This is a genomic window from Pseudonocardia sp. CA-107938, assembly GCF_050936315.1.
Taxonomy (GTDB): Bacteria; Actinomycetota; Actinomycetes; order Mycobacteriales; family Pseudonocardiaceae; genus Pseudonocardia.
In genome coordinates, this window is record NZ_JBNJNA010000001.1 from 2507359 (window position 1) to 2522318 (window position 14960).

Sequence of the window (14960 nt, forward strand, 5' to 3'; positions counted from 1 at the left end):
CCCGTGACACTGACCGCACCGGACCCGGCTCCGGCCGCACCCGCAGGACGGCTGGGCGGGCGCTGGCTCACCGACTGGCGACCCGACGACCCCGACTTCTGGACCTCCACCGGCCGCAGCGTGGCCCGCCGCAACCTGTGGGCATCGATCGCCGTGGAGCACGTCGGCTTCTCGGTCTGGTCGCTGTTCTCCGTCTTCGTGCTGTTCATGGGCCCGGAGTACGGGGTCGACGCAGCCGGCAAGTTCCTGCTCACCTCCACCGCGACGCTGGTGGGTGCGGTGCTGCGGGTGCCGTACACGTTCGCGGTGGCCCGGTTCGGCGGCCGCAACTGGACGATCCTCTCCGGGGTGCTGCTGCTGATCCCGACGGTGGTGGCCGCGTTCGTGCTGCAGCCGGGCACGCCGTTCGGGGTGATCCTGCTGCTCGCGGCACTGGTCGGCCTGGGTGGCGGCAACTTCGCGTCGTCGATGGCCAACATCAACACCCTCTACCCGGAGGGGAAGAAGGGGCTGGCGCTCGGCCTGAACGCCGGCGGCGGCAACATCGGCGTGGCCGTCGTGCAGCTGGTCGGCCTGCTCATCATCGCGACGGCCGGGGCGACCCAGCCGAAGCTGATGCTGGCGATCTACATCCCGCTGATCGTGATCGTTTCGATCTACGCGGCTGTGGCGATGGACAACATCTCGAGCGTCCGCAACGACACCGGTGCGGCGAAGCTGGCCCTGCGCGACCGCGACAACGCGATCATGTCGTTCCTGTACATCGGCACGTTCGGCTCGTTCATCGGCTACTCGTTCGCGTTCGGGTTGGTGCTGCAGAGCCAGTTCGGCCGCACCCCGCTGCAGGCGGCCGCGGTCACGTTCATCGGCCCGCTGATCGGGTCGCTGATCCGCCCGGTCGGCGGGTGGCTGTCCGACCGGATCGGCGGAGCGGTGGTGACGGCGTGGAACTTCGTCGCGATGGCTCTCTGCACCGTGGTCTGCATCGCGGCGTCCGGCATCGGTTCGCTGCCGCTGTACGTGGCCGGGTTCGTCGGCCTGTTCTTCTTCGCGGGCATCGGCAACGGCTCGACGTACAAGATGATCCCGGCCATCTTCCGGCGGAAGGCCGATCTCGCCATCGCGGCCGGCACTCCCGCCGAGGAGGCGCTGATGAACGCGCGGCGCATCTCCGGCGCCGCGATCGGGCTGATCTCCGCGGTCGGTGCACTGGGCGGGCTGCTGATCAACCTGGCGTTCCGGCAGTCGTTCGCGACCACGAAGTCGGGCACGCCGGCGTTCTGGGCGTTCCTCATCTTCTACGTCGTCTCGGTCGCCGTCACCTACTTCGTGTACGTGCGGGCGAACAAGTCCGACGAGCTCGTCACCGTATGAGCGACCGCACTCCCACCCACTGCCCGTACTGCGCCCTGCAGTGCGGGCAGTGGGTCGACCGGACCGGAACCGTCGACGCCCGCGACTTCCCGACCAGCCGGGGCGGCATGTGCCAGAAGGGCTGGACGTCCGGACGGCTGCTGCGCCACCCCGAGCGGCTCACCACGCCGCTGCTGCACGGCGAGCCCGTCACCTGGGACGACGCCTTGGGGCACGTGGCGCAGCGGCTGCGCGAGATCGCGGCCGAGCACGGCCCGGACGCCGTGGCCGTCTTCGGGGCGGGCGGGCTCACCAACGAGAAGGCCTACCTGCTGGGCAAGTTCGCGCGGGTCGCGCTGGGCACCTCGCAGATCGACTACAACGGCCGGTTCTGCATGTCGTCGGCGGCCGCGGCGGGCAACCGCGCGTTCGGCATCGACCGGGGGATGCCGTTCCCGGTGACCGACCTCGGCGACGCCGAGGTCGTGCTGCTGGCGGGTTCCAACCCTGCGGAGACGATGCCGCCGCTGATGGGGCACCTGGGTTCGGCCGCGCTGGTGGTGGTGGACCCGCGGCTGTCCCCGACGGCCGAACGGGCCGCGGCGTCCGGCGGGCTGCACCTGCAGCCGGTGCCGGGCACCGACCTGGTGCTCGCGCTGGGCATGCTGCACGCCGCCGTCGTCGACGGGCACGCCGACATGGCCTACATCGAGGAACGGACCACGGGCTTCGCCGACGCGTGGCGGATCGCCGCGCAGTGGTGGCCGGAACGGGCCGAGCGGGTGTGCGGGGTGCCGGCAGCGGACATGCGCGCCGCGGTCGCCCTGCTCGCGCACGCGCGCAACCGCTACGTCCTCACCGGCCGCGGCGCCGAGCAGCACGCCCACGGTGTCGACACCGTGACCGCGTGGATCAACCTGGCGCTCGCCCTCGGCCTGCCCGGTCGGCCCGGCTCCGGGTTCGGCACCATCACCGGCCAGGGCAACGGGCAGGGCGGGCGCGAGCACGGCCAGAAGGCCGACCAGCTGCCCGGCTACCGGCACATCACCGACCCCGCCGCCCGTGCGCACGTCGCGTCGGTGTGGGGGGTCGACCCCGAGTCGCTGCCCGGCCCCGGCCGTTCCGCCACCGAGCTGCTCGACGCGCTCGGCCGGCCGGACGGGCCGAAGGCGCTGCTCGTCTTCGGCTCGAACGTGCTGGTCTCCGCCCCCGACACGGCGTCGGTCACGGAGCGGATCGCGGCACTGGACCTGCTCGTCGTCGCGGACGTGGTGCCGGGCGAGACCGTCCAGGCCGCCGACGTGGTGCTGCCCGTCGCCCAGTGGGCGGAGGAGGAGGGCACCATGACCAACCTCGAGGGGCGGGTGCTGCGCCGGCGCCGCGCGCTGCGCCCGCCGCCCGGTGTGCGCACCGATCTCGAGGTGATCGCCGGCCTCGCCGAGCACCTGGGCGTGCCCGGTTTCGCACCCGACCCGGCCGTCGTCTACGACGAGCTGCGCGCCGCGTCGGCGGGCGGGCCTGCCGACTACTCGGGCATCACCTACGAGCGCCTCGACGCCGGGGAGGCGCTGCACTGGCCCTGCCCGACGCCCGAGCACCCGGGTACCCCGCGGCTGTTCCTCGACCGGTTCGCCCACGCCGACGGCCGAGCCCGCTTCGGGCCCGTCGACCACGTGGCGGCCGCCGAGCTGCCCAGCGCCGACTACCCGCTGCGCGCGACCACCGGCCGCGTCCTCACGCACTACCAGTCCGGTGCGCAGACCCGGCGGATCGCCGAGCTCGCCGCCGTCGTGCCCGACGCGTTCGTGGAGGTCCACCCGGACACCGCGGCCCGCGCCGGCCTCGCCGAGGGCGACTGGGCCCGCGTGGCGTCCCGGCGGGGGATCGTCCGGGCGAAGGTGCGGTGCGTGCCGAGCCTGCGCACGGACACCGTCTTCCTGCCGTTCCACTTCGGCGCCGACCAGGCCGCCAACCTCGTGACGAACCCGGTGCTCGACCCGGTCAGCCGGATGCCGGAGTTCAAGGTGAGCGCCGTCCACATCGGACCGGATTAGGAATTCTGGAACAAACTGCACATAACGTTCTTCAGCGTATGCGGTGACTCCCGCCACTTCGTATGTTCCCCCTACCGACCGCCGACGGGGCCGGACGGAGGGGAGGGGCGCGATGACGTCAGTGGAGAGAACGCCGAGTGCGATCCGGAGTCTGATCCCTGCACGGATCGACCGGTTGCCGTGGTCGCCGTTCCACTCGCGACTGGTGGCCGCACTGGGTGTGGCGTGGATCCTCGACGGGCTCGAGATCACGATCGCCAGCTCGATCACGGACATCCTGAAGGAACCGACGACGCTGAACCTGTCGCCGGCCGCGGCGGGCCTGGTCGCCACCGTGTACCTGCTCGGCGAGGTCGTCGGTGCGCTGTACTTCGGGCACCTCTCCGACAAGCTGGGACGCCGCAACCTCTTCATCCTCACGCTGGCGATCTACTTGATCGGCAGCGGGCTCACGGCGCTGACCCTGGGCAACGGTCCCGGCTGGGTGGTCTTCCTCTACCTCACCCGGTTCATCGCCGGCATGGGTATCGGCGGCGAGTACGCCGCGATCAACTCCGCGATCGACGAGCTCATCCCGGCGCGCTACCGCGGCCGGGTCGACATCGCCGTCAACGGCACGTACTGGTTCGGCGCCATCCTCGGCACGCTGGGCAGCTTCATCCTGCTCAACACGTTCGAACTGTCGCTCGCCTGGCGGCTCGGGTTCCTGCTCGGGCCGGTGCTCGGCGTCGTCATCATCTTCGTCCGGCGCAACCTCCCGGAGAGCCCGCGCTGGCAGATCATGAACGGGCGTGAGCAGGCCGCCGAGGAGTCGATCACCTACATCGAGGACGAGGTGCGCCACGGTGGCCGGGAACTGCCGGACGTCGACCCGAGCAAGGCCATCGAACTGGTGCCGGCTTCGGACATCGGCTACGTGACGCTCCTGCGGGTGCTGTTCCGCGAGATGCCGCGGCGCGCGATCCTCGGCGCCACCCTGATGATCACGCAGTCGTTCCTCTACAACGCCATCTTCTTCACCTACACCGGCGTGCTCATCGTGTTCTTCGGCGTCGAGAAGACCGACGCGCCGCTGTACTTCTTCGCCTTCGCCGCGGGCAACTTCATCGGCCCGCTGGTGCTCGGGCCGCTGTTCGACACGATCGGGCGACGCCGCATGATCGGCGGAACGTATCTGCTGTCGGGGGCACTGCTGATCATCACGGCGATCCTGTTCAACGTCGGGGCGCTCAACGCGATCACGCAGGTCATCGCCTGGTCGATCATCTTCTTCTTCGCCTCGGCCGGTGCCAGCTCCGCGTACCTGACGGTCAGTGAGATCTTCCCGCTGGAGGTGCGGGCGAAGGCCATCGCCGTGTTCTTCGCGATCGCCCAGTGCTTCGGCGCGATCGCGCCCGTGGTGTACCAGGTGCTGATCGGCAGCACCGAGCACCCGAACCCGGGCGGGCTGTTCTTCGGCTACATCCTCGGCGCCGTCGTCATGATCATCGGCGGGGTCGTCGCCTGGTACCTCGGCGTCGACGCGGAGGGCAAGGCGTTGGAGGACGTCGTCTCCCCGCTGGCGGCCCGCCGGGCCGGTACCACCCGGGCACCGGGTGGCGGCTCGCCGGCAGGCGGCGCGACCATCAACGTCCGGGAGCCCGAGCAGTAGTCACAGCCGGGGCTGCCGAAGGAGAGCCCGGGTTGTCGGTGATCAAGGGCAGAAGGTTGCCAGTCGATCTTGAATGGCGACCATCTGCCCTTGATCACCGCAGCTAGGCCGCGCTGCGCGGAAGCTGCGCGTGACCCCCGCCACGTCCTTCCGCCCCTCACGTCCGGCCCCACCGCATGTGCAGCCTGTGTTACTTCCCTGTCACCACACGTCGCACGGGGGTAACGACGGCTACCTACCGTCGGGGCCGTGAAGCGGCGGATCGTGGTGGTCGGGCACGGGATGGTCGGTGCCCGTCTGGTGGAGGAGATCCGGCGACGGGATCCGCGCGGCGAGACGCTGGCGCTGACCGTCGTCGGGGCCGAGGCACGGCCGGCCTACAACCGGGTGCTGCTGTCGACGGTGCTGGCCGGCGGGTTGGCCTCGGCCGTCGATCTCCTGCCGGACGGGTGGGCGCACGAGTGGGGGGTGGACGCCCGGTTGGGCGCGACCGCCACCGCGATCGGCGACGGCGTCCTGCACACCACGGACGGTGACCTGCCGTTCGACGTCCTCGTGCTGGCCACGGGCAGCCGGGCATGGCTGCCTCCGATGCCCGGGGTGGAGCAGGGCATCCCGTTCCGCGACCTCGACGACTGCGACCGCATCATCGAGCGGGCCCGTCCCGGCGTGCGGTTCGCGGTGCTCGGCGGCGGCCTGCTGGGTTGCGAGGCCGCGCGTGGGCTTGCCGAGCGGGGTGTGCAGGTCACGCTCGTCCACCCGAAGCCGCACCTGCTGGAGCGCCAGCTCGACCCGTCCGGCGGGACGGTGCTGGGCGCAGCCCTGGAGCGGCTCGGGGTGGAGCTGCGGCTGGGCGTCGGCGCCACGGCGTGGGACCGCGGCCTGCACCTCTCCGACGGCAGCATCGTGGAGGCCGAGGAGCTGGTGGTCGCCACCGGGGTCCGACCCGAGACCGCGCTCGCCCAGGCGGCCGGCATCGCCGTCGATCACGGCATCGTCGTCGACGACCGGCTCACCACGTCCGATCCGCGGGTGCACGCCATCGGCGACTGCGCGCAGCACCCCGGCACCGGCGCCGGGCTCGTCCAGCCGGGCTGGGAGCAGGCTGCGGTCCTCGCCGACCTGCTCACCGGCGCCGACCCGGACGCCCGCTACACCGGCACGCGGCCCGTCACCCGGCTGAAGGCGCGCGGGGTCGACCTGGCGACCGTCGGGGCGCCGGCCACGCTCGGCGGTGCCGACGTGCTGCGCTTCGCCGACCCCGCGGGCGGCCGCTACGCCGCGCTCGCGCTGGACGGCGACCGCGTCGTCGGCGGCGCCATGATCGGCATGCCCGAGGCGGCCGCGACGATGGTCCAGTACTTCGACACCGGCGCGCCCGCGCCGAGCGACCGGCTCGGGCTGCTGCTCGGCCGGATGCCGGCCACCACATCCGATCCGGGGCGGCTGCCGGCAAGCGCCGTCGTCTGCCGGTGCAACACGGTCACGAAGGCGGCGCTTGTCACGGCCTGGCGCGCGGGCGCGACCGACGCCGCAGCACTCGGTCGGGCCACCCGCGCCGGCACGGGCTGCGGGAGCTGCACCGACACCGTCTGCGGGCTCGTGGACTGGCTCGCTGCCGCTGATCCGGCACCGATCGAGGAGGGCGCGGCGTGACAGTGCCGTACGGAGACCCACGACTCACCGCCTTGGGAGGAGACCGATGAAGGACCTCGTCGTCGTCGGCAACGGGATGGTGGGGCACCGGCTCGTCTCCGCGGTGCGCGATCGCGACACCGCGGGCGAGTGGCGCGTCACCGTGATCGGCGAGGAGACCAGGGCCGCGTACGACCGGGTCGCGCTCTCGTCGTACGTCGACGGGGTGTCGGCGGAGGAGCTGACGCTGCCGGAGCTGGGCGTCGATGCACACCTCGGCGACCCGGTGGCCAGCATCGACCGGGCCGCGCGCACCGTGCGCACCGCCGCGGGTCGCGAGTTCCGCTACGACGCGCTGGTACTGGCGACGGGCTCGGTGCCGTTCGTGCCGCCCGTGCCCGGCAAGGACCTGCCCAACTGCTTCGTCTACCGCACCCTGGACGACCTGGACGCGATCACCGCTGCGGCCGCGGCTGCGATGGCGGCCGAGCGCCCCGGCCGCCGCTCGGCGGTCGTGGTCGGCGGCGGGCTGCTCGGCCTGGAGGCGGCCCGCGCCCTGCGCCTGCTGGGGCTGTCGCCGCAGGTCGTGGAGATCGCGCCGCGGCTCATGCCCGTCCAGGTCGACGAGGGCGGCGGGGCGGTGCTGCGCCGGCTCGTGGAGTCGGAGGACCTGCAGGTGCGCTGCGGGGTCTCGGTCACCGGCATCTCCGAGGACCGGGGCCGGCTCGTCGCCACCCTGTCCGACGGCGTCGAGCTGGACGCCGATGTGGTCGTGTTCTCCGCAGGCATCCGCCCGGCCGACGCGCTGGCCCGCGCTGCCGGCCTGCCCGTCGGCGAGCGCGGCGGCGTGCTGGTGGACGAGCGCTGCCGCACTCGTGACGAGGCGATCTGGGCGGTCGGCGAGGTGGCCGCGCTGGAGGGCCGCACGTACGGGCTGGTGGCGCCCGGCTACGCGATGGCCGAGGTCGTCGCCGACCGGCTGCTCGGCGGCCAGGCCACGATGGTGCCGGACGACATCGACATGTCGACGCAGCTGAAGATGCTCGGCGTCGACGTGGCCAGCTTCGGCGACGCGCACGCCACCACGCCGGACGCGCTGGAGGTCGTGGTCAACGACCCGGTCGCCGGCACGTACGCCAAGCTCGTGGTCTCCGACGACGCGAAGACGCTGCTCGGCGGCGTGCTCGTCGGCGACGCGTCGAAGTACGGCACGCTGCGCGCGCTGGTCGGGCAGCCGCTGCCCGCCGACCCGGTGGCGATGATCGCGCCGGGCGGCGTCGAGCTGGGCACGGATGCGCTGCCCGACTCCGCGCAGATCTGCACCTGCAACGCCGTCACGAAGGGCGCGATCTGCTCGGCGATCGACGACGGCGCCCACGATGTGCCGGCGCTGAAGGCCTGCACCCGGGCCGGCACGAGCTGCGGCTCGTGCGTGCCGACGCTGAAGAAGCTGCTGGCCCAGCAGGGTGTCGAGGTCTCGAAGGCCCTGTGCGAGCACTTCGACCAGTCCCGCGCCGAGCTGTTCGAGATCGTCGCCGGCACGGGCATCCGCACGTTCTCCGAGCTGATCGCGCGGCACGGTCGCGGCCGCGGGTGCGACCTGTGCAAGCCCGCGGTGGCGTCGATCCTGGCGTCGCTCGGGAGCGGGCACGTCCACGACGGCGAGCAGGCCACGCTGCAGGACACCAACGACCACTTCCTCGCGAACATGCAGCGCAATGGCACGTACTCGGTGGTGCCGCGCATCCCCGGCGGTGAGATCACGCCGGAGGGGCTGATCGCGATCGGCGAGGTCGCGCGCGACTTCGACCTCTACACCAAGATCACCGGCGGGCAGCGGATCGACCTGTTCGGTGCCCGCGTGGAGCAGCTGCCGGCGATCTGGCGGCGGCTGGTGGACGCCGGTTTCGAGAGCGGGCACGCCTACGGCAAGGCGCTGCGCACGGTGAAGTCCTGCGTCGGCACCACGTGGTGCCGCTACGGCGTGCAGGACTCGGTGGGGTTGGCCGTCGCGCTGGAGCTGCGCTACCGGGGGCTGCGGTCCCCGCACAAGCTGAAGTCGGGGGTCTCGGGCTGCGCGCGGGAGTGCGCGGAGGCCCGCTCCAAGGACTTCGGGATCATCGCCACGGAGAACGGTTGGAACCTCTACGTCGGCGGCAACGGCGGCTTCACCCCGCGGCACGCCGACCTGCTGGCCTCCGACCTCGACACCGAGACGCTGGTCAAGATCATCGACCGGTTCCTCATGTTCTACATCCGCACCGCCGACCGGCTGCAGCGCACTGCGGCCTGGATCGAGGGCATGGAGGGCGGTCTCGACCACCTCCGCGCCGTGATCGTGGACGACTCGCTCGGCATCTGCGCCGACCTGGAGGCCGCCATGGACGCCCACGTGGGCAACTACGCCGACGAATGGCGCGGCGTGCTGGAGGACGAGGAGAAGCTCGCCCGCTTCGTCTCGTTCGTCAACGCGCCCGACACACCGGATCCGCTGGTGCGGACCCGCCGCGAGCGCGGGCAGCCGGTGCCCGTGGGGATGCCCGAGGTGCGGCGATGACCGTCGAGATCCAGGTGACGTGGACGCCGGTGTGCCCGGTCGACCGCCTGCAGCCCGACCGCGGGGTCGCCGCCCTCCTCGGTGATGTGCAGGTGGCGATCGTGCGCACGCAGGACGACCTCTACGCGATCGGCAACATCGACCCGTTCTCGGGTGCGGCGGTGCTCTCCCGGGGCATCGTCGGCGACCGCGGAGGCGTGCCGACGATCGCCTCGCCCGTCTACAAGCAGGCGTTCGACCTGCGCACCGGGCGATGCCTCGACGACGACGGCGTGACCGTGCCCACGTACCCGGTCCGCGTGACCGACGGGTGCGTGGAGATCGGGCTACCGTGACGCTCACGATGACCGACACCCGCGTCGAGGTTCCCCCGCTCGCCGGCTTCACGGTCGGCGTCACCGCAGCGCGCCGGGCCGACGACCTCGCCGCGATGCTGGAGCGTCGCGGCGCCACCGTGCAGCACGGTGCGGCGCTGCGGATCGTGCCCCTCGCCGATGATGCCGAGCTCCTCGCCGCCACGAAGCGCCTGGTCAAGGAGCCGCCGGACATCACGGTCGCCACCACCGGCATCGGGTTCCGCGGCTGGGTGGAGGCAGCCGAGGGGTGGGGGATCGGCGACGAGCTGCTGGCAGCGCTCGGGTCCGGCCGTCTGCTCGCCCGCGGGCCCAAGGTCCGCGGCCAGATCCGCACCTGCGGGCTGGTGGAGGCGTGGTCGCCGCCGTCGGAGTCGTCGGCCGAGGTGCTCGACCACCTGCTCGCCGGCGGCGTCGACGGTGCCCGCATCGCCGTCCAGCTGCACGGCGAGCCGCTGCCCGACGTCGTGGACGCGTTGACGCTGGCCGGTGCCGAGGTGATCGAGGTGCCGGTGTACCGGTGGGAGCCGCCCGTCGACCTCGCCCCGCTCGACCGGCTCACCGACGCGATCCTCGCCTGCGGGGTCGACGTGCTGACCTTCACCAGCGCCCCGGCCGCGGTGAGCATGCTCGCCAGGGCCGCCGAGCGCGGGCTCCGCGAACAGCTGCTCGACGCGCTGCGCGGGCAGGTGCTCGTGCTGTGCGTGGGGCCGGTCACCGCCGCCCCGCTGGAGGCGCTGGACGTGCCCACCGTTCAGCCGCAGCGCTCCCGGCTCGGCGCGATGGTGCGGCACCTGGAGGCCGAGCTGCCCGCGCGGACGCGCCGCCTGCCCGTCGCCGGGCATCGGCTGGAGCTGCGCGGCCAGGCCGTCCTCGTCGACGGGGAGCTGCGGTACGTGCCGCCGGCCGCGATGGGCCTCCTGCGTGCGCTCGCGCGCAGGCCGGGCCGCGTCGTCACCCGCGCGGAACTGCTGCCCGCGCTGCCCGGCAGTTCGGCCGACGAGCACGCCGTCGAGACGGCGATGACCCGGCTGCGGGCCGCGCTCGGCGAACCCCGGCTGATCCAGACCGTGGTGAAGCGCGGCTACCGATTGGCGCTGGACCCCGCTGCCGAGCCTGCCGGGGGGCACTGCGGATGAACCTCCTGCTGGTCGCGCACGGCACGCGCGATCCGGCGGGCGCGCACGTCACCGAGGCCGTCGCGGCCCAGGTGCGGGAGCTGCTGCCGGACGTCGAGGTCGCCGTTGCCTACGCCGACGTGCGCGGACCGACGATCGCCTCGGCGCTCGCCGCGCTGCCCGACGGGCCCTGCGTCGCGGTGCCGATGTTCCTCGCCGCCGGCTATCACGTGCGCGTCGACGTGCCGGAACAGCTGCGCGGCAGCGCCGCGCACCTCGCGGAGACCTTCGGCCCCGACCCGATGCTCGTCGCGGCGGCCGCCGAACGACTGGTCGCCGCCGGGTACCGTTCCGGCGACGCCGTCGTCCTCGCGGTGGCGGGATCGAGCGACCCCGCAGCCGCCGCCGACTCCGCCACCGCGGCGCGGCGGCTCGGCCGGATCCTCGGCGGACCCGTGTCGCTGGCGACGATCGCCGCAGGCGGACCGCGGGTGCCCGACGTCGTCGCGCGGTTGCGGGACGGTGGGGCTGCCCGCGTCGCCGTCGCGTCGTGGTTGCTGGCGCCGGGGTTGTTCCAGGGGCGGCTGGACTCGTGCGGCGCCTCCGTCGTGGCCGCGCCGATCGGGACGCATCCTGCCGTCGCCGCGCTCGTCGCGGCCCGGTATCGGGCCGTGCTGCAGGTGGCTGCCTGATCTCTCGCGAGCGTCTGCTCGCCAGTTGGGAGCGGTGTGGTCACGCTGCTCGGGTCGCCTGTGTCGGTGATGCCGACGGTTGCTTCGGGTTGTTGCCCGTTCTCTTGCGGGTGCTTTCGACTCGGGGTGCGGGTTGCAGCCGCGCCGGCTTCGATCCTCCGCGTGTCTGGGGCCGACGGTGGTGGTCCGGTCGCGGCCTCGGGTGGTTGTCGCTTCCGTTGGCGGTGTCGGGTGGGCTTCGGGTCGCTGCCGGTTCTCTTGCGGGAGATTCCGCGCGGGGTACGGATCGCTGCCGCGCTGCTTCCGCTCCTCGGCCCTGGCGGGCCTGCGGTGCGGGTCAGCTTGCCCACGAACCTCTGGGTCACCCTGCTCGGGTGGTCACCCCACGTGGTGCCGCTGATCCTGTTCTCTTCCTGTTTTCGCTGGTCACGGGCATCATCGTGCGATAGAATCAAACACATGTTCGACGTCGAGGAGTGGGTCGGGGTGCCCGACTCGCTGCTGCTCGACGGCTCCCCGTCCCCCGCGGCGGTGCAGCCGTCGGGATGGCTGGCGCTCGAACTCGACCAGTACTTCTCCTCGCCGGCCGAACTGTCCGACCCGGCCCTGATCGACGCGCTCGTCGGCTACGAACGGGTGGTGGCGTGGGCGCAGGCCCGGCAAGCCCGGCTGATCGCGGAACTGGCCGAGCGGCGGGCCGACCCGGGCGGGGTGACCGACTGGGCCGCTGATGAGGTCGGCACCGCTCTGCACCTGTCCGGTGGCACGGCGGCGTTCCGCACCCGCCAAGCCGAAACGCTCGTGTCGCGGCTGCCGGACACGCTTGCCGCGTGGGAAGCCGGCCTGGTGGATCAGCGTCGGGTCACGGTGATCACCGAAGGCACCGCGAATCTGTCCGATGAGCATGCCGTCCTGGTGGAGGCTCGGGTGTTGCCGCGTGCGCCGCAGCAGACCGCGGCGCAGCTGCGGGCCGCCGTCAAGCGGACGATCATCGCCGTCGACCCCGCCGGCGCCCAGGAACGCCACGACAAGGCGCGCCGGGATCGGCGGGTTGCGGTCAACCCCGAACCCGACGGCATGGCGTCGCTGTGGGCGCTGCTCCCGGCGCCGGACGCGGTCGCCGCATTCGAATGGCTGACCCGGCTGGCCCGCGGCTGCGGCGCCGAGGATCCCCGGTCGATGGACGAGCGGCGTGCTGACCTGTTGGCGGACCTGCTGTCCGGGCGGCTCACCAACCCCGACCTGGCGCTGCCGACCCCGGTGAACCCGGGCAAACCGCTGGTGCAGCTGCTGATGCCGATGACGTCGCTGTTCGGGCTGACCGACGACCCGTGCGAGCTGCTCGGCTACGGACCGATCACCGCCGAGATGGCCCGCGAGATCGCCGCCTCCGCGACCTGGCGGCGGCTGTTGTTCGACCCGGCCACCGGGGCGCTGCTGGATCACGGCCGCAGCACCTACACCCCGCCCACCGCGCTGGCTGATTTTGTGCGGGCGCGGGATGTGTTCTGCCGCTTCCCCGGCTGCCGCCGCAAGGTCGTCAACGGCGAACTCGACCACATCACCGCTTTCGCCGCCGGTGGGGCGACGAGCGCTGTCAACCTGGCCGGGTACTGCGTGCGGCATCACCACCTGAAACATGCCGGCGGTGGTTGGCAGGTCCGAGCCCTGCCCGACGGTGGGCTGGAGTGGATCACCCCGACCGGGCACAGCCACGTCACCCGGCCCTACGACTACCGGAGCGACCCCGACCCGCCGTGACGCCACATGGTGGTGGCCCGGCGGACATGCACCCGTTGACCGGGCCCCGACTGATCCGACCTCACCCCGCGTGCGGGCCGGTTCATGCACAATCGGCCGGGTGCCGCGGCAACGGCGCCCGAAGTGCCGGTGAGCTGGGCTTTCGCGCCCGAGAGCCGCGCTCGACCCGGATTCGGCCGAGCGCCGCGGTGAGCTGCGGCCGCGCCGGCCCGCGGTCACGACCATCGACGACGGTTTTCCGCCCACGGGTTCTCGCAGTGCACCACGGCCGCGGCGGGCCGAGCAGCATGCTCACCCTGTCCTCGATGCTGTGCGGCTTGGCGTGGTCCGACGCTGCGTTGATCGCCGCCCGGGCTCTGCATGAAGATCAAGCGCGTTCCGAACGCATCGGTCACCGCGCCGCCGACCAGCAAGCCCGCCGTGGCACGGACTCCGCCGGTCATCGAGCGGGTCCCGAGCGCCGTGAGGATGGTCGTCACCAGGGCGAGGGCGTGATCGTCCCGGGCCTGCGCCCGGTCCTGATCGGCGGGAACCATTGGGCGTGCGCGAGCGGCTGCGTTCCTGCTCCCGTTGCGGTCCCCACTTGGTCACCCCGGCCGGGTTCCGGCGCGCTTCCGTCCGGGGGGCCGCCGTTCCGGCGGTCACGGTGCTCGCACTGGCCGGATTGCCGGCTCGCCGCCGGCGACTGACGCAGCCGTTCGTGGCGGACCTCGTCCGGTGTCGGGCGTGGCGCTACACCCCGCCGAGGAGCGGCCGTGCCCACGTCGCGAAGCGGGCGACCGCGTCGTCGGCCTCCGGTACGCGGTCGGCCGCCAGCTGGAACGTCGTCGGCGCGGAGCTGAACGTCGCCGTCGCCGCCACGGCGAGATCAACATCGCGGCGTCGGGCAGAGGCAGGCCCCTTCGTCGAGGAGCGCACCACAGGCAGCCGCGGCGTCGTCGAGCTGCGCGGGGAACACAGGGGCGAGCCGGTAGCTCACCAGCCGGCGAGTCGAACTGTGTGCTCGTCATGCAGGTGCGGGCTCAGAGGATCTTCTCCAGCAGATCGAGCCAAACGCCGAAGCCGTCCTGGATGGCCTGGTAGTACGACGGGTCGGTGGCGGGGCCGGTCCACGCGTTCACGAGGACCAGCTCGGTGTGGCCGGGGTCGCCGGGAGTGAAGGTGACGGTGACGGTCTCGTCGCTGATCCGGTCGGCCTCCGTCTGCGCGATGTGGGTGAAGGTGAAGGCGACCGTGTGCGGCGGGTCGAGCGTGAGGTACTCGCCGACGAACCCGTTGACCGTGCCGTCGGACTCGTGGATCTCGACGCGGTAGCGCCCGCCCACGCGCACGTCGGCGGACACGACGGTGCCGAACCAGCGGGCGAGCAGGTCGGGCTCGGTCCAGGCGCGGTAGAGCGCGTCGGGTGTGGCGGCGATGGTGCGGCGGACGGTGACCTCGTGCGGGACGACGGGCTCGGTCATGGCGTCTCCTCCGTGGTGACGAGCGCTTCCAGCGCGTCGAGGCGGGTGTTCCAGAACCGCTCGTAGTGGCGCAGGTGGGCGGTGGCGGCGGCCAGCGGGGCGGGCTGCAGCCGGCACACCTGTCGGCGGCCCTCCTTGCGGCGGGTGAGGATCCCGGCCCGTTCCAGCACTGTGACGTGCTTCGACGCGGCTGCCAGCGAGATCGGGTGGGCGGCGGCGAGCTCGCTCACCGAGCGCTCGCCGGCGGCGAGCTCGGCCACCATCGCGCGCCGCGTGCCGTCGGCGAGGGCGTGGAACACGTCGTCCAGAAGCTCAACCACACG

13 protein-coding genes are annotated in these 14960 nt (G+C 72.6%); 9 read left to right on the forward strand and 4 right to left on the reverse strand.

The annotated features are described in order from the left end of the window. Nucleotides 1-3 precede the first annotated feature (3 nt). The 9 genes from ACQEVB_RS12720 (at nt 4) to ACQEVB_RS12760 (ending at nt 13174) form a co-directional block, all read left to right on the forward strand. Nucleotides 4-1374 carry an MFS transporter gene (locus tag ACQEVB_RS12720; RefSeq protein ID WP_432969445.1) on the forward strand — a complete coding sequence of 457 codons (1371 nt, stop codon included), beginning with the start codon at nt 4-6 and terminating at the stop codon, nt 1372-1374. Next, nucleotides 1371-3407 (forward strand): molybdopterin oxidoreductase family protein, encoded by a 2037-nt coding sequence (locus tag ACQEVB_RS12725; RefSeq protein WP_432969448.1) that lies wholly within the window; start codon nt 1371-1373, stop codon nt 3405-3407. Before ACQEVB_RS12720 ends, ACQEVB_RS12725 begins: the two co-directional genes overlap by 4 nt. A 205-nt stretch (nt 3408-3612) precedes the next feature. Continuing rightward, nucleotides 3613-5058 (forward strand): MFS transporter, encoded by a 1446-nt coding sequence (locus ACQEVB_RS12730; RefSeq protein ID WP_432969451.1) that lies wholly within the window; start codon nt 3613-3615, stop codon nt 5056-5058. Nucleotides 5059-5307: 249 nt separating this feature from the next. Continuing rightward, nucleotides 5308-6714, forward strand: a complete 1407-nt coding sequence (locus ACQEVB_RS12735) for an FAD-dependent oxidoreductase (protein ID WP_432969454.1) — start codon at nt 5308-5310, stop codon at nt 6712-6714. Between the two features lie 46 nt (nt 6715-6760). Then, entirely contained in the window at nt 6761-9250 is a 2490-nt protein-coding gene (nirB, locus tag ACQEVB_RS12740) for a nitrite reductase large subunit NirB (RefSeq protein WP_432969457.1), read from the forward strand. After that, complete coding sequence (gene nirD, locus ACQEVB_RS12745; protein ID WP_432969460.1) at nt 9247-9585, forward strand: nitrite reductase small subunit NirD; 339 nt, start codon at nt 9247-9249, stop codon at nt 9583-9585. The genes nirB and nirD overlap by 4 nt, the downstream gene beginning before the upstream one ends. 8 nt (nt 9586-9593) lie before the next feature. Then, nucleotides 9594-10742 carry a uroporphyrinogen-III synthase gene (locus ACQEVB_RS12750; RefSeq protein WP_432969463.1) on the forward strand — a complete coding sequence of 383 codons (1149 nt, stop codon included), beginning with the start codon at nt 9594-9596 and terminating at the stop codon, nt 10740-10742. Next, nucleotides 10739-11413: a sirohydrochlorin chelatase gene (locus ACQEVB_RS12755; RefSeq protein ID WP_432969466.1), complete on the forward strand. Its 675-nt coding sequence runs from the start codon at nt 10739-10741 to the stop codon at nt 11411-11413. Before ACQEVB_RS12750 ends, ACQEVB_RS12755 begins: the two co-directional genes overlap by 4 nt. 36 nt (nt 11414-11449) lie before the next feature. Further along, nucleotides 11450-13174, forward strand: coding sequence for a DUF222 domain-containing protein (locus ACQEVB_RS12760; protein ID WP_432969469.1), 1725 nt, complete (start codon nt 11450-11452; stop codon nt 13172-13174). Between the two features lie 215 nt (nt 13175-13389). On the opposite strand, the gene ACQEVB_RS12765 is transcribed toward ACQEVB_RS12760, so the two are convergent. The 4 genes from ACQEVB_RS12765 to ACQEVB_RS12780 all read right to left on the reverse strand — a co-directional run bounded on the left by ACQEVB_RS12765 (nt 13390) and on the right by ACQEVB_RS12780 (nt 14957). Continuing rightward, a complete protein-coding gene (locus ACQEVB_RS12765) occupies nt 13390-13710 on the reverse strand; it encodes a hypothetical protein (protein WP_432969472.1) in 321 nt (106 codons plus the stop codon). A 196-nt stretch (nt 13711-13906) separates the two neighbouring features. Continuing rightward, nucleotides 13907-14035, reverse strand: coding sequence for a hypothetical protein (locus ACQEVB_RS12770; protein ID WP_432969475.1), 129 nt, complete (start codon nt 14033-14035; stop codon nt 13907-13909). Between the two features lie 161 nt (nt 14036-14196). Further along, nucleotides 14197-14637 (reverse strand): SRPBCC family protein, encoded by a 441-nt coding sequence (locus tag ACQEVB_RS12775; RefSeq protein WP_432969478.1) that lies wholly within the window; start codon nt 14635-14637, stop codon nt 14197-14199. Further along, nucleotides 14634-14957, reverse strand: coding sequence for an ArsR/SmtB family transcription factor (locus tag ACQEVB_RS12780; protein WP_432969481.1), 324 nt, complete (start codon nt 14955-14957; stop codon nt 14634-14636). Before ACQEVB_RS12780 ends, ACQEVB_RS12775 begins: the two co-directional genes overlap by 4 nt. Nucleotides 14958-14960 lie beyond the last annotated feature (3 nt).